The organism is Streptomyces sp. NPDC028314 (genome assembly GCF_055565795.1).
Genome location: NZ_JBVHTP010000013.1, coordinates 212,117 through 231,226 on the forward strand (window position 1 = coordinate 212,117; position 19,110 = coordinate 231,226).

The following is a 19,110-nucleotide window of genomic DNA, read 5'->3' on the forward strand; positions in this document are numbered from 1 at the left end:
AAGCCCCCCGCCACTCCTCTCGGAGCGGCGGGGGGCTTCGACTTACGAGCCTTAGCCGTTGTACGGGCCGTAGTCGTAGTCCTCCAGCGGGACAGCCTGGCCGGAGCCGGTGCCGAAGGGCGAGTAGTCGATGTCGTCGTAGCCGACGGCCGAGTACATCGCGGCCTTGGCTTCCTCGGTGGGCTCGACCCGGATGTTGCGGTAGCGGGACAGACCCGTACCGGCCGGGATGAGCTTACCGATGATGACGTTCTCCTTGAGGCCGATCAGGGAGTCGGACTTGGCGTTGATCGCCGCGTCCGTCAGAACCCTGGTCGTCTCCTGGAAGGACGCCGCCGACAGCCACGACTCGGTGGCGAGCGAGGCCTTGGTGATACCCATCAGCTGCGGACGGCCGGAGGCGGGGTGCCCGCCCTCGGTGACCACACGACGGTTCTCGGTCTCGAACTTCGACCGCTCGACGAGCTCGCCCGGCAGGAGCTCCGCGTCGCCGGACTCGATGATCGTCACGCGGCGCAGCATCTGCCGGATGATGATCTCGATGTGCTTGTCGTGGATCGACACGCCCTGCGAGTTGTAGACCTTCTGGACTTCGCCGACCAGGTGGACCTGGACGGCACGCTGGCCGAGGATGCGCAGCACGTCGTGCGGGTTGGTGGCACCCATGGTGAGCTTCTGGCCCACCTCGACGTGGTCGCCCTCGTGCACGATGACCTTGGCGCGCTTGGAGATCGGGAACGCCGTCTCCTCGCTGCCGTCGTCGGGCGTGATGACGATCTTCTTCGTCTTCTCGGTCTCCTCGATCCGCACGCGGCCGGCGGCCTCGGAGATCGGGGCGACACCCTTCGGGGTACGGGCTTCGAAGAGCTCGACGACACGCGGCAGACCCTGCGTGATGTCGTCACCGGCCACACCACCGGTGTGGAAGGTACGCATCGTCAGCTGGGTACCGGGCTCACCGATGGACTGGGCGGCGATGATGCCGACCGCCTCACCGATGTCGACCAGCTTGCCGGTGGCGAGCGAGCGTCCGTAGCAGAAGGCACAGGTGCCGACCGCGGACTCACAGGTCAGGACCGAGCGGGTCTTGACCTCCTCGACGCCGTTCGCGATGAGGGCGTCGATGAGCACGTCACCGAGGTCCACGTTCGCCGGCGCGATGACCTTGCCGTCGATGACGACGTCCTCGGCCAGCATGCGGGCGTAGATGGAGGTCTCGACGTCGTCGGCCTTGCGCAGAACGCCGGCCTCGTCCTTGACACCGATCTTGAGCTTGAGGCCGCGCTCGGTGCCGCAGTCCTCCTCGCGGATGATGACGTCCTGCGAGACGTCCACCAGACGACGGGTGAGGTAACCCGAGTCGGCGGTACGCAGGGCGGTGTCCGCCAGACCCTTACGGGCACCGTGCGTGGAGATGAAGTACTCCAGAACGGTGAGGCCCTCACGGAAGGACGCCTTGATCGGACGCGGGATGGTCTCGTTCTTCGCGTTCGACACCAGACCACGCATACCGGCGATCTGTCGCATCTGCATCATGTTTCCTCGGGCACCCGAGTCAACCATCATGAAGATGGGGTTCGTCTTGGGGAAGTTCGCGTTCATCGCCTCGGCAACCTCGTTGGTCGCCTTGGTCCAGATCGCGATGAGCTCCTGCGTGCGCTCGTCCTTGGTGATCAGACCGCGCTCGTACTGCTTCTGGACCTTCTCGTCCATCGCCTCGTAGCCCGCGACGATGGCCTTCTTGGCCTCGGGCACGACAACGTCGGAGATGGCCACGGTGACGCCCGAACGGGTCGCCCAGTGGAAGCCGGCCGCCTTCAGGTTGTCGAGCGTCGCCGCCACGATGACCTTGGGGTAGCGCTCCGCCAGGTCGTTGACGATCTCGGAGAGCTGCTTCTTGCCCACCGAGTAGTCGACGAACGGGTAGTCCTCGGGCAGCAGCTCGTTGAAGAGCGCGCGACCCAGGGTGGTCTTCAGACGGAAGCTGTCGCCCGGCTGGAACTCCTGCTCGCCTTCCTCGGCGACCGGCGCCACCCAGCCGCGCGGCGGCATGGTGCCGACCGGGAAGCGGATGTCGACGGACGACTGGAGCGCGAGCTCGCCGGCGTCGAACGCCATGATCGCCTCGGCGGTCGAGCCGAACGCACGGCCCTCGCCCTTGACGTCACGGAGCTCACCGTCGGTGGTCAGGAAGAACAGACCGAGGACCATGTCCTGGGTCGGCATCGTGACCGGACGGCCGTCGGCCGGCTTGAGGATGTTGTTCGAGGACAGCATCAGGATGCGGGCCTCGGCCTGCGCCTCCGCGGAGAGCGGAAGGTGCACGGCCATCTGGTCACCGTCGAAGTCCGCGTTGAACGCGGTGCAGACGAGCGGGTGGATCTGGATGGCCTTGCCTTCGACCAGCTGGGGCTCGAAGGCCTGGATGCCGAGGCGGTGCAGCGTGGGCGCACGGTTCAGCAGGACCGGGTGCTCGGCGATGACCTCTTCGAGCACGTCGTAGACGACCGTGCGGCCGCGCTCGACCATGCGCTTCGCCGACTTGATGTTCTGCGCGTGGTTCAGGTCGACCAGGCGCTTCATCACGAACGGCTTGAAGAGCTCCAGCGCCATGGCCTTGGGCAGACCGCACTGGTGCAGCTTCAGCTGCGGACCGACGACGATCACGGAACGCGCGGAGTAGTCCACGCGCTTACCGAGAAGGTTCTGACGGAATCGACCCTGCTTGCCCTTGAGCATGTCGCTCAGGGACTTCAGCGGACGGTTGCCGGGGCCCGTGACCGGGCGACCGCGACGGCCGTTGTCGAAGAGGGCGTCGACCGCCTCCTGGAGCATCCGCTTCTCGTTGTTCACGATGATCTCGGGGGCACCGAGGTCGAGCAGACGCTTCAGACGGTTGTTGCGGTTGATCACGCGGCGGTACAGGTCGTTCAGGTCGGAGGTCGCGAAGCGGCCACCGTCCAGCTGCACCATCGGACGCAGGTCCGGCGGGATGACCGGGACGCAGTCCAGAACCATGCCCTTGGGGCTGTTGCTGGTCTGCAGGAACGCGGAGACGACCTTGAGGCGCTTGAGCGCGCGGGTCTTCTTCTGGCCCTTGCCGGTACGGATGATCTCGCGGAGGCGCTCGGCCTCCTCCTCGAGGTCGAAGGACTCCAGGCGCTTCTGCAGCGCCGCGGCACCCATCGAACCGTCGAAGTACGTACCGAAGCGGTCGCGCAGCTCGCGGTAGAGCAGCTCGTCGCCCTCGAGGTCCTGGACCTTGAGGTTCTTGAAGCGCGCCCAGACCTCGTCGAGACGGTCGATCTCGCGCTGCGCACGGTCGCGCAGCTGCTTCATCTCGCGCTCGGCACCTTCGCGCACCTTGCGGCGCACGTCGGCCTTCGCGCCCTCGGCCTCGAGCTCGGCCAGGTCGGTCTCGAGCTTCTTGGCACGGCCTTCGAGGTCCGCGTCACGGCGGTTCTCGATCTGCTGGCGCTCGACGGAGACGTGGGCCTCCAGCGACGGGAGGTCGCGGGTGCGGCGCTCGTCGTCCACGAACGTGATCATGTACGCGGCGAAGTAGATGACCTTTTCGAGGTCCTTCGGCGCGAGGTCCAGCAGGTAGCCAAGGCGCGACGGGACGCCCTTGAAGTACCAGATGTGGGTGACGGGAGCGGCAAGCTCGATGTGGCCCATCCGCTCACGACGCACCTTGGCGCGCGTGACCTCGACGCCACAGCGCTCGCAGATGATGCCCTTGAAGCGGACACGCTTGTACTTACCGCAGTAGCACTCCCAGTCCCGGGTCGGACCGAAGATCTTCTCGCAGAAGAGTCCGTCCTTCTCGGGCTTGAGGGTGCGGTAGTTGATGGTCTCCGGCTTCTTGACCTCGCCGTGCGACCAGGTTCGGATGTCGTCCGCGGTGGCAAGGCCGATCCGCAGCTCGTCGAAGAAGTTGACGTCGAGCACTGTGCGTCAATCCCTCTTTCGGGGTCGAGTCTCAATCATGGTCTGAACGGTCCCGGGGATGACGGGGGGCTCTTGAGCGAGCCCCCCGTCAGGCCCGTCAGACCTCTTCGACGCTGCTCGGCTCGCGCCGGGACAGGTCGATACCGAGCTCCTCCGCCGCGCGGAAGACGTCCTCGTCGGTGTCGCGCATCTCGATGGACATGCCGTCCGAGGACAGCACCTCCACGTTGAGGCAGAGCGACTGCATTTCCTTGATGAGCACCTTGAAGGACTCGGGAATGCCCGGCTCGGGGATGTTCTCGCCCTTGACGATGGCCTCGTAGACCTTCACGCGGCCGGTGACGTCGTCGGACTTGATGGTCAGCAGCTCCTGGAGGGCGTAAGCGGCGCCATAAGCCTCGAGCGCCCACACCTCCATCTCACCGAAGCGCTGGCCACCGAACTGCGCCTTACCACCCAGCGGCTGCTGCGTGATCATCGAGTACGGACCGGTCGACCGCGCGTGGAGCTTGTCGTCGACCAGGTGGTGGAGCTTGAGGATGTACATGTACCCGATCGAGATCGGGTCCGGGAACGGCTCACCGGAGCGGCCGTCGAACAGACGCGCCTTGCCGGACGGCAGGACCAGACGGTCACCGTCGCGGTTCGGGATGGTGTGCTCGAACAGGCCGGCGAGCTCGTCCTCACGCGCACCGTCGAACACCGGGGTGGCGACGTTGGTACCGGGCGCGACCTTGTCGGCGCCGATGACCTTCAGACGCTCGGCCCACTCCTCCGCCAGGCCGGAGACGTCCCAGCCGCGGCTGGCGAGCCAGCCGAGGTGGATCTCCAGGACCTGTCCCGGGTTCATTCGGGACGGGACACCCAGCGGGTTCAGGATGATGTCGACCGGCGTGCCGTCTTCCAGGAAGGGCATGTCCTCGATCGGAAGGATCTTGGAGATGACACCCTTGTTGCCGTGGCGGCCGGCGAGCTTGTCGCCGTCGGTGATCTTGCGCTTCTGGGCGACGTAGACGCGGACCAGCTGGTTCACGCCCGGAGGAAGCTCGTCGCCCTCCTCGCGGTCGAAGACGCGGACACCGATGACCTTGCCGATCTCACCGTGAGGGACCTTGAGCGAGGTGTCACGCACCTCGCGGGCCTTCTCACCGAAGATCGCGCGGAGCAGACGCTCCTCCGGGGTCAGCTCGGTCTCACCCTTGGGCGTGACCTTGCCGACCAGGATGTCGCCGGCGACGACGTCCGCACCGATGCGGATGATGCCGCGCTCGTCGAGGTCGGCGAGGACCTCCTCGGAGACGTTCGGGATGTCCCGGGTGATCTCCTCGGGGCCCAGCTTGGTGTCACGGGCGTCGACCTCGTGCTCCTCGATGTGGATCGAGGAGAGGACGTCGTCCTGTACGAGGCGCTGCGACAGGATGATCGCGTCCTCGTAGTTGTGGCCTTCCCAGGGCATGAACGCGACGAGCAGGTTCTTGCCGAGGGCCATTTCGCCCTCTTCGGTCGCAGGACCGTCGGCGAGGACCTGGGCCTCGATGATGCGGTCACCCTCGTTGACGATGACCTTCTGGTTGACCGAGGTGCCCTGGTTCGAGCGGGAGAACTTGGCGACGCGGTACGTGGTGTACGTGCCGTCGTCGTTGGCGACGGTGATGTAGTCGGCCGAGACCTCCTGGACGACACCGTCCTTCTCCGCCTTGATCGAGTCACCGGCGTCGACCGCACAGCGGTACTCCATGCCGGTGCCGACGAGCGGCGCTTCCGCCTTGATGAGCGGAACGGCCTGGCGCATCATGTTCGCGCCCATGAGGGCACGGTTGGCGTCGTCGTGCTCGAGGAAGGGGATCATCGCGGTCGCGACGGACACCATCTGGCGCGGCGAGACGTCCATGTAGTCGACGTCGTCACCGGCGATGTAGTCGATCTCGCCACCACGACGGCGGACCAGCACGCGGTTCTCGGTGAAGCGCATCTCGTCGTTCAGGCCGGCGTTGGCCTGGGCGATCACGAAGCGGTCTTCCTCGTCGGCCGTGAGGTAGTCGACCTCGTCGGTGACGACACCGTCGACGACCTTGCGGTACGGGGTCTCGACGAAACCGAACGCGTTGACGCGGCCGTAGGACGCGAGCGAGCCGATCAGACCGATGTTCGGGCCTTCAGGGGTCTCGATCGGGCACATGCGGCCGTAGTGCGACGGGTGGACGTCTCGGACCTCGAAGCCGGCCCGCTCACGGGACAGACCACCGGGGCCGAGCGCCGACAGGCGGCGCTTGTGGGTGAGGCCCGACAGCGGGTTGTTCTGGTCCATGAACTGCGACAGCTGGCTGGTGCCGAAGAACTCCTTGATGGAGGCGACGACCGGCCGGATGTTGATCAGGGTCTGCGGCGTGATCGCCTCGACGTCCTGGGTGGTCATCCGCTCGCGGACGACGCGCTCCATACGAGCCAGACCCGTGCGGACCTGGTTCTGGATGAGCTCGCCGACGTTGCGCAGACGACGGTTGCCGAAGTGGTCGATGTCGTCGGTCTCGACGACGATCGAACGGCCGGACTCGCCGGTCGTCTCGGTCTCGCCGGCGTGCAGCTTGACCAGGTACTTGATCGTCGCGATGACGTCATCGGTGGTGAGCACACCGGCGTCCAGCGGCTCGTCCGCGCCGAGCTTCTTGTTCACCTTGTAGCGGCCGACCTTCGCGAGGTCGTAGCGCTTCGGGTTGAAGTAGAGGTTCTCGAGCAGCGTCTGAGCGGCCTCGCGGGTCGGCGGTTCGCCCGGACGCAGCTTGCGGTAGATGTCGAGCAGCGCGTCGTCCTGGCCCTGGGTGTGGTCCTTCTCCAGGGTGGCGCGCATGGACTCGTACTCGCCGAACTCCTCGAGGATCTGCTCGGTGGTCCAGCCGAGAGCCTTCAGGAGGACGGTGACGGACTGCTTGCGCTTGCGGTCGATGCGGACGCCGACCATGTCGCGCTTGTCGATCTCCATCTCCAGCCAGGCACCCCGGGACGGGATGATCTTGGCGGAGAAGATGTCCTTGTCGGACGTCTTGTCGATGGAGGAGTCGAAGTAGACACCAGGGGAACGGACAAGCTGCGATACGACGACACGCTCGGTGCCGTTGATCACGAACGTGCCCTTGTTGGTCATGAGCGGGAAGTCGCCCATGAAGACCGTCTGAGACTTGATCTCTCCGGTCTCGTTGTTCGTGAACTCGGCCGTGACGAACAGCGGCGCCGCGTACGTGAAGTCGCGGTCCTTGCACTCGTCGACAGAGTTCTTCGCCGGCTCGAAACGGTGGTCGCGGAAGGTCAGCGACATCGACCCGGAGAAGTCCTCGATCGGCGAGATCTCCTCGAAGATCTCTTCCAGACCGGACTTGGTGGGGACGTCCTGTCCACTCTCAAGCGCCGACTCGACGCGAGACTTCCAGGCGGAGTTGCCGAGCAGCCAGTCAAAGCTCTCGGTCTGCAGCGCCAGGAGGTTCGGAACCTCGAGGGGCTCCTTGATCTTTGCAAAGGAGATGCGCAGCGGGGCGGTGCTGGCACCGTTGTTCGTATTGGTCGAGGCGTTGCGCGAGGCGGCCAAGAGGGGGTCCTTCCGAGGGCTCGGACTCACTACGCGCGTACCGGTCCCAGCCGACACAGAAGACAGACGCTTTCAATCTGGCCGGAAAGACCAGGTCAGGGCGGATCAGTCAGGTGTGCTCAAGCGTGGGCATGCCCCTGGCGACGGGCAGGGGGCAGCTAACAGGCAGCGCAAAGGGTCAGTGTAGCCACTCGGCTCACTGATGTCCAGACCAGGTTTCCGGAAACCGGCAACAGGCCTTCCCCATGTCGTTCAAACCAACCCTGCGTCCAACGTTGCGGCCCCGGTACCCCGTACACAGAGCGCGTATCAGTACTGCCCTCTTCGTAGTCGATCCATGCCTCGGATCGTCAATCCGTGCCTCGGATTCCGGATCGCGTCGACCGGCCCACAACGGGTCTGAGAATTGCGCGCCGCTGGCCGTTCGTCAAGGCCCCCTGCTCCGAGCGGATCATCTCCGGACCCAGCCTCGAGGCAACGAAGATCACCCTACTCCCCAACGGGACCAGGGCAAGTCAGGCTCTCCGGGCATGCCAAAGGGCGACCACCCTTACGGGTGATCGCCCTTTGAAGAGGCTTCAGAGAGCCTCTGAGGTGTTACTTGACCTCGACAGCCGCGCCGGCAGCCTTGAGGGACTCGGCGGCCTTGTCAGCGGCCTCCTTGGCGACCTTCTCGAGGACCGGCTTCGGAGCGCCGTCGACGAGGTCCTTGGCCTCCTTCAGACCCAGGGAGGTCAGCTCGCGCACGACCTTGATGACCTGGATCTTCTTGTCGCCGGCACCGGTGAGGATGACGTCGAACTCGTCCTGCTCCTCGGCGGCGTCGGCAACCGGGCCACCCTGGGCCGGACCGGCAACGGCGACGGCCGCGGCGGCGGTGACGTCGAACTTGTCCTCGAAGGCCTTCACGAACTCGGAGAGCTCGATGAGGGTCATCTCCTCGAACTGGGCGAGGAGGTCGTCCTGAGAGAGCTTCGCCATGATGGGCGATCCTTCCACTAATTCGGCAGGTGCCGGATGTATATAGAGGCGGGCGTAACGGCCCGCTACGACCCACGCACTAGGCGGCGTGGATCAGTGCGCGAGCCGAATTACTCGGCACCGCCCTGCTCGGCGAGCTTGACGCGAAGCGCTTCCGCGGTGCGGACGAACTTCGACGGCAGCGCCTGGAAGAGCGAGGCAGCCTGAGACTGCTTGCCCTTGAACGCGCCGGCCAGCTTGCTGAGCAGAACCTCGCGGGACTCGAGGTCCGCAAGCTTCTTGATCTCATCGGCGGTGAGCGCCTTACCATCAAGGACACCCGCCTTGATGATGAGGTTCGGGTTGTCCTTGGCGAAGTCACGCAGGCTCTTCGCCGACTCCACCGGGTCACCGGTGATGAAGGCGACCGCGGTCGGACCAGCGAAGTGCTCGTCCAGCGCGGTGATCCCGGCCTGGTTGGCCGCAATCTTGGTCAGCGTGTTCTTCACCACGGCGTACTGGGCGTTCTCACCGAGCGAACGACGCAGCGTCTTGAGCTGCGCGACGGTGAGACCCCGGTACTCGGTCAGCACGGCGGCGTTCGAGCTCTGGAACGCGTCCGTGAGCTCGGCTACCGCGGCAGCCTTGTCGGGCCTTGCCATAGAGCGTCGGCCTCCTTCCGGGTGATGAGGACCGCTCAGAAGGGGCTGAAAAACACGAACGCCCCGGCGCAAGCGCACGGGGCGTAAGCTCGACCGAATCACTCCGGGAGCTTCTCCACGAACACCTGCGCAGGACGTCCGCACTCAGCGGATCCTTCGGCCACCGCGCTCTTGCGAGCACGGCAACGACCAGCGGTCTTTGGCTTCTGGTGAAGCGTACGTGAAGGGGTCGAGCCAAGGCAAATCGCCTCAGCAAAGCCCCCGGGGCGCAGGTCGGAGCGCCTCAGGAGCGCTTCAGACCGCCCAGTCCGGCGTCCTTCAGCGTCTGGTCGGCCTCGTCGAGCTTGTCGTCGGCGTCCTTGAGGGTGTCGTCGATGCCCTTCATGACCGCGTCGAAGTCGGCCACCTGGTCCGCGGGCGGTGCGACCACCGGCGCGGCGGTCCCGTAGCCGGAGAACTTGGCGGAGATCTTCGTCGTGGCGTCCTTGGTCCCCTGCACGCTGTCGACGCGGACGGGAAGGCCGTCCTTGCCGATCCACAGGTCGACTTCCATGCTCGTGTAGTCCTTCAGCGCCTCGTGGAGGTACTGGCGGTTCGCCTGCTCCATCACCTTGGTGGACTCGTCCGCCGCGAGCAGGTCGGCGTTGGTGAAGCTGCCCTTGTAGTGCTGGGCCTCCGCGCCGTCGGTCTGCTCCGTGCCGACCAGCTTCAGCTTCTCCTGGCCCAGCAGCAGCGCGAGGTAGTCGGCGGGGTCGTCGTTGAACCGGGGGCGGGGCTTCCCGTCCTTGTTCAGCTGCATCTTCATCCAGGACTTGCCCTCCAGGGGCTTGTCCATGTGGGTGTAGATGACGTCGCCCAGCATGATCTGGGGCTCGGTGCCCGGGCCCTGGGCTTCGATGCCGGTGCTGGACGGGTACCAGCCCTTGGTCCCGCGCAACTGCTCGGTCTTGCCCGAGCGCCCGGTGATGGTCATGTCCATCGTCGCGAACCTGGCCGGCACCGTCTTCAGGTACGCCGCCTTCACCGCCTCCGCGGGGGCCGGGGGCTTGGCCGCGCCCTTGCTCCCGGCCGAGCTCCCGGTGCTGTCGTTCTCGCCCGTGGCGGCCGCTTCGCCGTCGCAGGCCGTGAGGCCGCCCGCGAGCAGTGCGGCGCCCGCGAGGGCGGCACCGGTTCGCGTCCAGACAGCCTTGTTCATCTTGTGCTCCCCCATGGAAATACGGATCTCTTCGTGCGGGCGGTGCGAGCCGGTCAGCTCTCGCCGTCCTTCATCATCTGCGCCAGGTCCATGACCTGGTCGGCCGGCGGGGCGGTCACCTCGACGGGCTTGTTGAGGTCGGTGAACTTCATGGTCAGGTCCATCGGGCCCTTGGCCGACTCACCCCGGGTGCGGACCTGCTTGGTGTGGTCGCTCTCGTCGATCCACATGTCGACGGCCAGGCTCCGGACGCCCTCGGCCTCGAGCTTCGTGACCGACTTCTCCTGGCGCGCCTTGGCCTCCGGGGAGGCCGCCGCGGCCGCGGCCCGCATCTGGTCGAGCGTGACGGTGCCGGAGAGGTGCTTCGTCTTCACGCCGTCGACGGTCTCGTCGCCGACCACCTTGAGGTCCTGGGCCTTGAGCAGTTCGCCGGCCCGGTCGCCCGGGTTCTCGCCCGACTGCGAGGCGTTGCCGAGCTGGTCCAGCTGCTTGGCCGAGTCCGGGTCCAGGGACTTGATGTCGAACTTCATCCACTTGCCCTCGCTGCCCATGTACATGGCACCGTCGAGCAGGCGGATCTCGACCGACTCGGTCTGGCCGGGGGCGGACATCTTCATGGCCATCGCCACCGAGGGCTTCAGGCGCAGGGCGACGTCACCCTCGATGCGCTGGCCCTGGGCGGTCCCGGACATGGTGTAGCGGAGCGAGGTGAGCTCCTCGGACTTCTTCTTCGCCTTCTCCAGGTAGGCGGCCGGGGCGGCGTTCGCGCCGCCCGGGGCGGCCTGCTGCTCCGCGGCCGGCTTCCCCTGCGCGGACGCGGCCTTGCCGGCGTCGTCCTTCTTGCCGCTCTCGCAGGCCGTGGCCCCACCCACGAGCAGTACGGCGGCCAGCGCCGCGCCGGCGGTCTTCCTTCGGTAAGAAAGCATGGAGTCCCCACCCCTGGTGTGATCGTTTGTTTGGTTTTGACCTTACGCGGCGCGCCTTCCCGCAGTCGTATGTATTTCCGGTCATGGGCACGGGTGTGGCGGGCCCCACAAAAGGGGCGCACGAAAAACGGGCCCTCCGTCTCCCCGAAGGGAGCCGAAGGGCCCGTTCAGCCGTTCAGTGAGCCGTCAGGCTCGGAGCCGTGAGGCTCAGACCGCGGCCGGGTCTTCCTCGACGAGGAGGTTCCGGGTGCGGTTGGAGTCCAGCTGGATGCCGGGGCCCATCGTGGTGCTCAGGGCGGCCTTCTTGACGTAGCGGCCCTTCGCGGCGGACGGCTTCAGACGAAGGATCTCGTCCAGGGCCGCGCCGTAGTTCTCGACCAGCTGCTCATCGGTGAAGGAGACCTTGCCGATGATGAAGTGCAGGTTCGAGTGCTTGTCGACGCGGAACTCGATCTTGCCACCCTTGATCTCGGTGACAGCCTTGGCGACGTCCATGGTGACGGTGCCGGTCTTCGGGTTCGGCATCAGGCCACGGGGACCGAGCACGCGGCCGAGGCGGCCGACCTTGCCCATGAGGTCCGGCGTGGCGACAACGGCGTCGAACTCGTTCAGGCGGTTGCCCTTGGCGATCTCGTTGATCAGCTCGTCGTCGCCGACGATGTCGGCGCCGGCGGCTTCCGCGGCCGCAGCACGGTCACCGGTCGCGAAGACCAGGACCCGGGCGGTCTTGCCGGTGCCGTGCGGGAGGTTCACGGTGCCGCGGACCATCTGGTCGGCCTTGCGCGGGTCAACGCCCAGGCGGAAGGCGACCTCGACGGTGCTGTCGAACTTGGTGGTGGCGGTCTCCTTGGCGAGACGGACGGCCTCGAGCGGGGCGTACAGCTTCTCCCGGTCGACCTTGGCGTCCGCAGCGCGGAGAGTCTTGCTGCGCTTCACTTCTGCTCCTGTGTTGTGACTTCAGGCGTGGAGTCGTGGTGCGGGCCGGCGCAGGCCCTACCACTGGTGGTGCGAGGGGGGTGGCTGAATCAGCCTTCGACCGTGATGCCCATGGAACGGGCGGTGCCGGCGATGATCTTCTCGGCGGCGTCCAGGTCGTTGGCGTTCAGGTCGGGGAGCTTGATCGTGGCGATCTCGCGGACCTGGTCACGCGTAAGCTTCGCGACCTTGGTCTTGTGCGGCTCGCCAGAGCCCTTCTCCACGCCAGCGCTCTTCAGGATGAGGCGCGCGGCCGGCGGCGTCTTGGTGATGAAGGTGAAGGAACGGTCGTCGTAGACCGTGATCTCCACCGGCACGACCATGCCACGCTGCGACTCGGTCGCGGCGTTGTAGGCCTTGCAGAACTCCATGATGTTGACGCCGTGCTGACCGAGCGCGGGGCCGACCGGCGGAGCCGGGTTGGCCGCACCGGCCTTGATCTGGAGCTTGATAAGCCCCGTGATCTTCTTCTTCTTGGGAGGCATTGCTCTCTCCGGGTCCTAGTGAGAGTTTTCGCCGCCAACCGGTCATCCGGATGGAGGCATACCGCACCACGATAACGGGTATCGGTGCGAGGCTAAAAACCGAGCAGGTCAGACCGCCCTTTTAGGGGCGATCTGACCTGTTCGAAGCAGTTTCCCAGAGGAACTTGATCAGTTCTTCTGGATCTGGTCGAAGCTGAGCTCGACCGGGGTCTCGCGGCCGAAGATCTCGACGAGACCCTTGACCTTCTTCGAGTCCGGGTTGATCTCGTTGATCGTCGCCTGGAGCGTCGCGAACGGGCCGTCGGTGACGGTGACCGAGTCGCCGACCTCGAAGTCGAGGACCTCGATGGTGCGCTTGACGGCGGGCGCGGGCAGGCCGGCCTCTTCCGCGGCGGCCTTGGCGGCCTTCTCCTGCGCCTCCGGGGCGAGCATCTTGACGATCTCGTCCAGCGTCAGCGGGTACGGGTCGTACGCGTTGCCGACGAAGCCGGTGACACCGGGGGTGTTACGGACGACGCCCCAGGACTCGTTCGTCAGATCCATGCGGACGAGAACGTACCCGGGCAGCTTGTTCTGCCGGACGTTCTTGCGCTCGCCGTTCTTGATCTGGACGATCTCTTCCTCGGGCACCTCGGCCTGGTAGATGAACTCCTCGACGTTCAGCGAGACGGCGCGCTGCTCCAGGTTCGCCTTCACGCGCTTCTCGTAGCCCGCGTAGGTGTGGATCACGTACCACTCGCCGGGCAGAGTGCGCAGCTCCTGGCGGAGGGCCTCGATGGGGTCGACAGGCTCGGCCTCGGCGGCCTCCTCTGCCTCTTCGTCGGCCTCGGCGACGACGGCGTCCTCGTCGATCTCGGCGTCGTCGGCGGCCTCTTCGGCCTCTGCGTCGTCCTCGACCTCGGCATCGGCGTCAGCCTCGTCCACGACGTGGAGCGCGGCCTCCTCGGCGGGGACCGCCTTGGCGTCGGCGCGCTCGGCCTCGTCGGGGTCCACAGCGTCCGCAGCCTCGACGATGTCGAGCGCGTCCTCGACGGACTCGACGGAGTCGGGGCTCACGTTCAGGTTCGGGTCAGACACGGTGGCTGCTTCTTCCTGGATACAAAAGGTGGTCGAACATGCGAAAACGGGCGGCACCCATCAAGGCGCCGCCCTCCGCGGGGATCAGCCGAAGACGAACTTGATGGCTTCCTGGAACCCATAGTCAATCACGGTCACCAGACCGATCATGATGACGACGAAGACAATCACCACAGTGGTGTACGTCGTGAGCTGGTTGCGGGTCGGCCATACAACCTTGCGGAGTTCCGCGACGATCTGGCGGTAGAACAGCGCGAGCCGGCCCAGGGGGCCCTTCTTGCCGCGCTTGCCGCCCTTGCGGGCCTTCTTCTCGCGAGTGTCGTCCTCGGCGTCAGGCATGTCGATGGAGCCCAGGGCGTCCGTCACGTCTCTCACCTGAATCCGGGTCGTGGCCGTAGCCGCGCCCGGTTGCGCCGCACGGCGTTGCATCGAAGTACGTACCTGCGCACACGTCCGAGAAGGAGTGTGGAGCAGGGCCGGAGGGACTCGAACCCCCAACCGCTGGTTTTGGAGACCAGTGCTCTACCAATTGAGCTACGACCCTTTGCGTTCCCCAACCTACCGCATCCGGGCGAGTGCACGGAGTGCTCACGCTCTGGAGCGGCTGGTGAGGACCAACGACAGGTGAGTGTACGTGGTCCCGGCCCTGACGTCGAACAGAAGGCGTCGGCAAGGTCATCCGGATCTGTCGCGTCCGCTCACTGAAACGGTGTGCGGGGCTTCTTGGCCGTCTGGGACGATTGGCTCCATGACCTCTGCAACGCCTTCCTCCGAGCGCCGGGTGTCCGCCCGTATCGGCGCCATTTCCGAGTCCGCCACCCTCGCCGTGGACGCCAAGGCCAAGGCCCTCAAGGCCGCCGGACGTCCGGTGATCGGCTTCGGCGCGGGCGAGCCCGACTTCCCGACGCCGGACTACATCGTCGAGGCGGCGGTCGAGGCCTGCCGCAACCCGAAGTACCACCGCTACACGCCGGCCGGCGGTCTGCCCGAGCTGAAGGCCGCGATCGCCGCCAAGACGCTGCGCGACTCCGGCTACGAGGTCGACGCCTCGCAGGTCCTGGTCACCAACGGCGGCAAGCAGGCGATCTACGAGGCGTTCGCGGCCATCCTCGACCCGGGCGACGAGGTCATCGTCCCGGCCCCTTACTGGACCACCTACCCGGAGTCGATCCGCCTCGCGGGCGGTGTCCCCGTCGAGGTCGTCGCCGACGAGACGACCGGTTACCGGGTCTCCGTCGAGCAGCTGGAGGCCGCGCGCACCGAGCGCACGAAGGTCGTCCTGTTCGTCTCCCCGTCCAACCCGACGGGCGCCGTGTACTCCGAGGCGGACGCCGAGGCGATCGGCCGCTGGGCCGCCGACAAGGGCCTGTGGGTGCTGACGGACGAGATCTACGAGCACCTGGTCTACGGCGACGCGAAGTTCGTCTCGCTCCCGGCGATCGTCCCCGAGCTGGCCGACAAGTGCATCGTCGTCAACGGCGTCGCCAAGACGTACGCGATGACCGGCTGGCGCGTGGGCTGGATCATCGGCCCCAAGGACGTCGTCAAGGCCGCGACCAACCTGCAGTCGCACGCCACCTCCAACGTCTCCAACGTGGCGCAGGTCGCGGCGCTGGCCGCCGTCTCCGGCAACCTGGACGCGGTCCACGAGATGCGCACGGCCTTCGACCGCCGCCGCCAGACGATCGTGCGGATGCTGAACGAGATCGACGGCGTGGTCTGCCCGACCCCCGAAGGCGCGTTCTACGTGTACCCCTCGGTCAAGCAGCTCCTCGGCAAGGAGATCCGCGGCAAGCGCCCGCAGAGCTCCGTCGAGCTGGCCGCCCTCATCCTCGACGAGGTCGAGGTCGCGGTCGTCCCGGGCGAGGCCTTCGGCACCCCGGGTTACCTGCGCCTCTCGTACGCCCTGGGCGACGAGGACCTGGTGGAGGGCGTGTCCCGGATCCAGAAGCTCCTCGCGGAGGCCAAGGCCTAGGCCTCCGGCGGTTCGCAGCAGGTCCCTGAGCGGCGGCTCCCCCGGCGGGGGGCCGCCGCTCGGGCGTTTGCCCGGGGCGGAGTCCCGCCCCGGACCCAGAATTTCCGTTCGGGCAAGGTCCCGTTCAGGGAATGCGGCTGCCATTCGGGGGACAAGTACGGCAGGATCACCAGATGGAGCACGTACGCGATCTCACGCTTCTGCCGAAGGCCCACCTCCACCTGCACTTCACCGGCTCGATGCGACCATCGACCCTCCTGGAGCTCGCCGACAAGTACGGCGTGCGCCTCCCGGACGCCCTCACCGCCAGCGAGCCCCCGAAGCTCCGCGCCACCGACGAGCGCGGCTGGTTCCGCTTCCAGCGGCTCTACGACGCCGCCCGCTCGTGCCTGCGCGAGCCCGACGACATCCGCCGCCTGGTCCGCGAGGCCGCCGAGGAGGACGTACGGGACGGCAGCGGCTGGCTGGAGATCCAGGTGGATCCCACCTCCTACGCCCCCCTCCTCGGCGGGATGATCCCGGCCGTCGAGATCATCCTGGACGCCGTGGACTCCGCCTCCCGGGAAACCGGCCTCGGGATGCGGGTGATCATCGCGGCGAACCGGATGAAGCACCCGCTGGACGCCCGTACCCTGGCCCGGCTCGCCGTCCGCTACGCCGACCGCGGCATCGTCGGGTTCGGCCTCTCCAACGACGAGCGCCGCGGCATGGCCCGGGACTTCGACCGGGCCTTCGCCATCGCCCGCGAGGGCGGCCTGCTCGCGGCCCCGCACGGCGGCGAGCTCACCGGCCCGGCGTCCGTCCGGGACTGCCTCGACGATCTGCACGCCGCCCGCATCGGGCACGGCGTACGGGCCGCCGAGGACCCCCGGCTGCTGAAGCGGCTGGCGGACCGGCAGATCACCTGTGAGGTCTGCCCGGCCTCCAACGTGGCCCTGGGGGTCTACGAGCGGCCCGAGGACGTGCCGCTGCGCAAGCTCTTCGAGGCCGGGGTGCCGATGGCGCTGGGGGCGGACGACCCGCTGCTGTTCGGGTCGCGGCTGGCGGCCCAGTACGAGATCGCGCGCCTCCACCACGGCTTCACGGACGCGGAACTCGCCGAGCTGGCCCGTCAGTCGGTGCGCGGTTCGGCCGCGCCCGAGGACGTACAGGCCAAGCTGCTGGACGGGATCGACCACTGGCTCACCGGGTGAGCCGCAGGTCCCCCTCGTAGCAGTCGGCGCGCACCCGGTCGCCGTCCGCGAAGCCGATCTCCAGGTGGGTGCGGCCGGTCTCGGGCACGGCGTACTCGGCCACGCTGGCCACGGTCTGGCCGAGGTGGCGCAGGAAGGGGTGGTAGCCGAGGTCCTCGCCGACCTCGATACGGCCCCACTCCCCCATGTCGACCGGTTCGTGCGGGCCCTCCGACTCGACGATGAGGCACTGGTCGGACCCGGTGGTGATGCGGGTGGACTCGCCTTCGCTGTCGATCAGCCAGACGTCGAGGGGGGCTTCGGAGCGCTCGCCCTCGTAGACGTGCCAGGACGCGACGACGCTGCTGATCGTGCGTCCCACCAGGCGGGTGGGGTCCGTACCGGCCCCGTGCAGGGGACATCGCATGGCGGCCGGGGCTCCTCAGATGCTGACGCCGACCGTCACCGGTTCGTTGACCAGGGTGACGCCGAAGGCGGCGTGGACGCCCGCGACGACCTCGCGCGCCAGGGCGAGGAGGTCTTCGGTGGTGGCCTCGCCGCGGTTGGTCAGGGCGAGGGTGTGTTTGGTGGAGATGCGTGCGGGGCCGGTGCCGTAGCCCTTGGTGAAGCCGGCCTTGTCGATCAGCCAGGCCGCGCTGGTCTTCGTACGGCCTTCGCCCGCGGGGTAGGCGGGCGGGGCGGTGTCCGGGCCGAGGCGGTCCTGGGCGCGGGCGAGGAAGGCGGCGTAGGCCTCGTCGGTCAGGATCGGGTTGTGGAAGAACGAACCGGCCGACCAGGTGTCGTGGTCCGCGGGGTCGAGGACCATGCCCTTGCCGGCGCGCAGACGCAGCACCTCCGCGCGGGCGGCGGCGGCCGGGACCCGGTCGCCGGCCTCGACGCCGAGCGCGCGGGCGGTCTCGGGGTACTTGATCGGTGCGGACAGGCCGCCCGCGTCCTCCAGGGCGAAGCGGACGCGCAGGACGACGTACCGGTCGGGCTGGTCCTTGAAGGTGCTGTTGCGGTAGCGGAACCGGCACTCGGCGGCGCTGAGGGTGACCGTTTCGCCGCTGGTGCGGTCGTACGCGACGACCTCGGTGATGGTGTCGCAGACCTCCTGGCCGTACGCCCCGACGTTCTGGATGGGCGTGGCGCCTGCGGAGCCGGGGATTCCGGCGAGGCACTCGATTCCGGCGAGGCCGGCTTCGACGGTGCGGGCGACGGCGTCGCTCCAGTTCTCGCCCGCGGCGAGCTCCAGGTGGCTGCCGTCCAGGGTGAAGCCGGTGGTCGCGATGCGCAGGGCGGTGCCGGCGAAGCCCTGGTCGCCGATGACCAGGTTGCTGCCGCCGCCGATGATCAGGAGCGGGGTGCCGCTCTCGTCCGCGGCACGGACCGCGGCGATCACCTCGGCGTCGGTGGTCGCGGTGACCAGGCGGGCCGCGGGGCCGCCGAGGCGGAAGGTGGTCAGCGGGGCGAGGGGGGCGTCGTGGAGTTCCTGCACGTGGACAAGAGTACGGTCCGTCCCCCTCGCATCCCTGCGGGGCCACGGACCGTACCTCTTGTTCCCCTTCTTCCCCCGTGTGCCGGGGCTCAGTAGCTGCGCTCCTTCTCGGCGAGGCGGCGTTCGGCCTCGGCCCAGGTGATGGGGAGCTCGGCGGCCGGGACGCTCCAGAAGGTGAAGGCGGACTCCTTCATGTACGCGCTGGCGGCGCGGGAGCTGGAGCGGTGGGGCTCGCTGCCCGCGAAGCGGTAGAGCGCGTCGCGGTCCTGCCATGCGGAGAGGGTGAGGAAGGTGCGGCTGAAGACGCGGGCCCGCAGGGCTACGCCGTGGGCGCCGGGGGCCTTGCGGATCTGGCCGATGATGCCGGGGGCCTTGAGGAAGAACTTGAAGGCGCCGGGGAGGGTGGCGGTCTCGAAGCGGGAGGCCATGACGTAGACCTCGGCGCCGGGGGCGGCCTGGGTGGGCGTGGACCAGGGGATGTCGGGCACGGCGGACACTCCTTCGATCTGGCTCGGGCGGGGTGGGGCTGGGTGGCCTGGCTCGGTGGCCTGGCTCGGGCTGGCTCGGTGGCCTGGCTCGGGCTGGCTCGGTGGCCTGGCTCGGGCTGGCTCGGTGGCCTGGCTCGGGCTGGCTCGGTGGCCTGGCTCGGGCTGC

At 67.6% G+C, this 19,110-nt stretch carries 15 protein-coding genes and 1 tRNA gene; 2 read left to right on the plus strand and 14 right to left on the minus strand.

From position 1 onward, the window contains the following. Window positions 1–51 precede the first annotated feature (51 nt). The 11 genes from ACZ4TG_RS28295 to ACZ4TG_RS28345 all read right to left on the minus strand — a co-directional run bounded on the left by ACZ4TG_RS28295 (window position 52) and on the right by ACZ4TG_RS28345 (window position 14,355). On the minus strand, window positions 52–3,951 hold the full coding sequence (locus tag ACZ4TG_RS28295; RefSeq protein ID WP_468167648.1) for a DNA-directed RNA polymerase subunit beta': 3,900 nt from the start codon (window positions 3,949–3,951) through the stop codon (window positions 52–54). Window positions 3,952–4,048: 97 nt separating this feature from the next. Then, window positions 4,049–7,531, minus strand: coding sequence for a DNA-directed RNA polymerase subunit beta (gene rpoB, locus ACZ4TG_RS28300; RefSeq protein WP_468167650.1), 3,483 nt, complete (start codon window positions 7,529–7,531; stop codon window positions 4,049–4,051). A 597-nt stretch (window positions 7,532–8,128) separates the two neighbouring features. Next, window positions 8,129–8,512, minus strand: a complete 384-nt coding sequence (gene rplL / locus ACZ4TG_RS28305) for a 50S ribosomal protein L7/L12 (protein ID WP_468167652.1) — start codon at window positions 8,510–8,512, stop codon at window positions 8,129–8,131. Between the two features lie 110 nt (window positions 8,513–8,622). Continuing rightward, on the minus strand, window positions 8,623–9,153 hold the full coding sequence (gene rplJ, locus ACZ4TG_RS28310) for a 50S ribosomal protein L10 (protein ID WP_385000460.1): 531 nt from the start codon (window positions 9,151–9,153) through the stop codon (window positions 8,623–8,625). A 283-nt stretch (window positions 9,154–9,436) separates the two neighbouring features. Continuing rightward, the gene (locus ACZ4TG_RS28315; RefSeq protein ID WP_468167654.1) at window positions 9,437–10,348 is read right to left on the minus strand and encodes an SCO4651 family lipoprotein; all 912 of its coding nucleotides are present in this window, start codon (window positions 10,346–10,348) and stop codon (window positions 9,437–9,439) included. A 53-nt stretch (window positions 10,349–10,401) separates the two neighbouring features. Next, window positions 10,402–11,274 carry an SCO4651 family lipoprotein gene (locus tag ACZ4TG_RS28320; protein WP_468167656.1) on the minus strand — a complete coding sequence of 291 codons (873 nt, stop codon included), beginning with the start codon at window positions 11,272–11,274 and terminating at the stop codon, window positions 10,402–10,404. Window positions 11,275–11,481: 207 nt separating this feature from the next. Further along, window positions 11,482–12,210, minus strand: coding sequence for a 50S ribosomal protein L1 (rplA, locus tag ACZ4TG_RS28325; RefSeq protein ID WP_468167658.1), 729 nt, complete (start codon window positions 12,208–12,210; stop codon window positions 11,482–11,484). 89 nt (window positions 12,211–12,299) lie between these two features. Next, window positions 12,300–12,734, minus strand: coding sequence for a 50S ribosomal protein L11 (rplK, locus tag ACZ4TG_RS28330; RefSeq protein ID WP_385232894.1), 435 nt, complete (start codon window positions 12,732–12,734; stop codon window positions 12,300–12,302). 168 nt (window positions 12,735–12,902) lie between these two features. After that, window positions 12,903–13,811, minus strand: a complete 909-nt coding sequence (gene nusG, locus ACZ4TG_RS28335; protein WP_468167660.1) for a transcription termination/antitermination protein NusG — start codon at window positions 13,809–13,811, stop codon at window positions 12,903–12,905. Window positions 13,812–13,895: 84 nt separating this feature from the next. After that, the gene (gene secE, locus ACZ4TG_RS28340; RefSeq protein ID WP_030298162.1) at window positions 13,896–14,177 is read right to left on the minus strand and encodes a preprotein translocase subunit SecE; all 282 of its coding nucleotides are present in this window, start codon (window positions 14,175–14,177) and stop codon (window positions 13,896–13,898) included. Window positions 14,178–14,282: 105 nt separating this feature from the next. Further along, a tRNA-Trp gene (locus ACZ4TG_RS28345) sits at window positions 14,283–14,355 on the minus strand. Between the two features lie 204 nt (window positions 14,356–14,559). Between ACZ4TG_RS28345 and ACZ4TG_RS28350 the strand changes: the two genes are divergently transcribed. Both ACZ4TG_RS28350 and ACZ4TG_RS28355 read left to right on the plus strand, forming a co-directional pair. After that, window positions 14,560–15,786: a pyridoxal phosphate-dependent aminotransferase gene (locus ACZ4TG_RS28350; RefSeq protein WP_468167662.1), complete on the plus strand. Its 1,227-nt coding sequence runs from the start codon at window positions 14,560–14,562 to the stop codon at window positions 15,784–15,786. Window positions 15,787–15,959: 173 nt separating this feature from the next. Continuing rightward, window positions 15,960–16,979 (plus strand): adenosine deaminase, encoded by a 1,020-nt coding sequence (locus tag ACZ4TG_RS28355; protein WP_468167664.1) that lies wholly within the window; start codon window positions 15,960–15,962, stop codon window positions 16,977–16,979. Here the strand turns inward: ACZ4TG_RS28355 and ACZ4TG_RS28360 are convergent. The 3 genes from ACZ4TG_RS28360 to ACZ4TG_RS28370 are packed head-to-tail and all read right to left on the minus strand — an operon-like array spanning window position 16,969 to window position 18,944. Then, on the minus strand, window positions 16,969–17,385 hold the full coding sequence (locus ACZ4TG_RS28360) for a hypothetical protein (protein WP_468167666.1): 417 nt from the start codon (window positions 17,383–17,385) through the stop codon (window positions 16,969–16,971). The two genes, ACZ4TG_RS28355 and ACZ4TG_RS28360, sit on opposite strands and share 11 nt — an antisense overlap. 15 nt (window positions 17,386–17,400) lie before the next feature. Then, window positions 17,401–18,549 (minus strand): UDP-N-acetylmuramate dehydrogenase, encoded by a 1,149-nt coding sequence (locus ACZ4TG_RS28365; RefSeq protein ID WP_468167744.1) that lies wholly within the window; start codon window positions 18,547–18,549, stop codon window positions 17,401–17,403. Continuing rightward, window positions 18,546–18,944 (minus strand): DUF3291 domain-containing protein, encoded by a 399-nt coding sequence (locus ACZ4TG_RS28370; protein ID WP_468167668.1) that lies wholly within the window; start codon window positions 18,942–18,944, stop codon window positions 18,546–18,548. The genes ACZ4TG_RS28365 and ACZ4TG_RS28370 overlap by 4 nt, the downstream gene beginning before the upstream one ends. Window positions 18,945–19,110 lie beyond the last annotated feature (166 nt).

Bases quoted from the DNA above. Each gene is read 5' to 3' on its own strand.
- ACZ4TG_RS28315 (WP_468167654.1), bottom strand. From the start codon at position 10,348: ATGAACAAGGCTGTCTGGACGCGAACCGGTGCCGCCCTCGCGGGCGCC.
- rplL (WP_468167652.1), bottom strand. From the start codon at position 8,512: ATGGCGAAGCTCTCTCAGGACGACCTCCTCGCCCAGTTCGAGGAGATG.
- rplK (WP_385232894.1), bottom strand. From the start codon at position 12,734: ATGCCTCCCAAGAAGAAGAAGATCACGGGGCTTATCAAGCTCCAGATC.
- rplJ (WP_385000460.1), bottom strand. From the start codon at position 9,153: ATGGCAAGGCCCGACAAGGCTGCCGCGGTAGCCGAGCTCACGGACGCG.
- ACZ4TG_RS28350 (WP_468167662.1), top strand. From the start codon at position 14,560: ATGACCTCTGCAACGCCTTCCTCCGAGCGCCGGGTGTCCGCCCGTATC.
- ACZ4TG_RS28355 (WP_468167664.1), top strand. From the start codon at position 15,960: ATGGAGCACGTACGCGATCTCACGCTTCTGCCGAAGGCCCACCTCCAC.
- ACZ4TG_RS28320 (WP_468167656.1), bottom strand. From the start codon at position 11,274: ATGCTTTCTTACCGAAGGAAGACCGCCGGCGCGGCGCTGGCCGCCGTA.
- ACZ4TG_RS28360 (WP_468167666.1), bottom strand. From the start codon at position 17,385: ATGCGATGTCCCCTGCACGGGGCCGGTACGGACCCCACCCGCCTGGTG.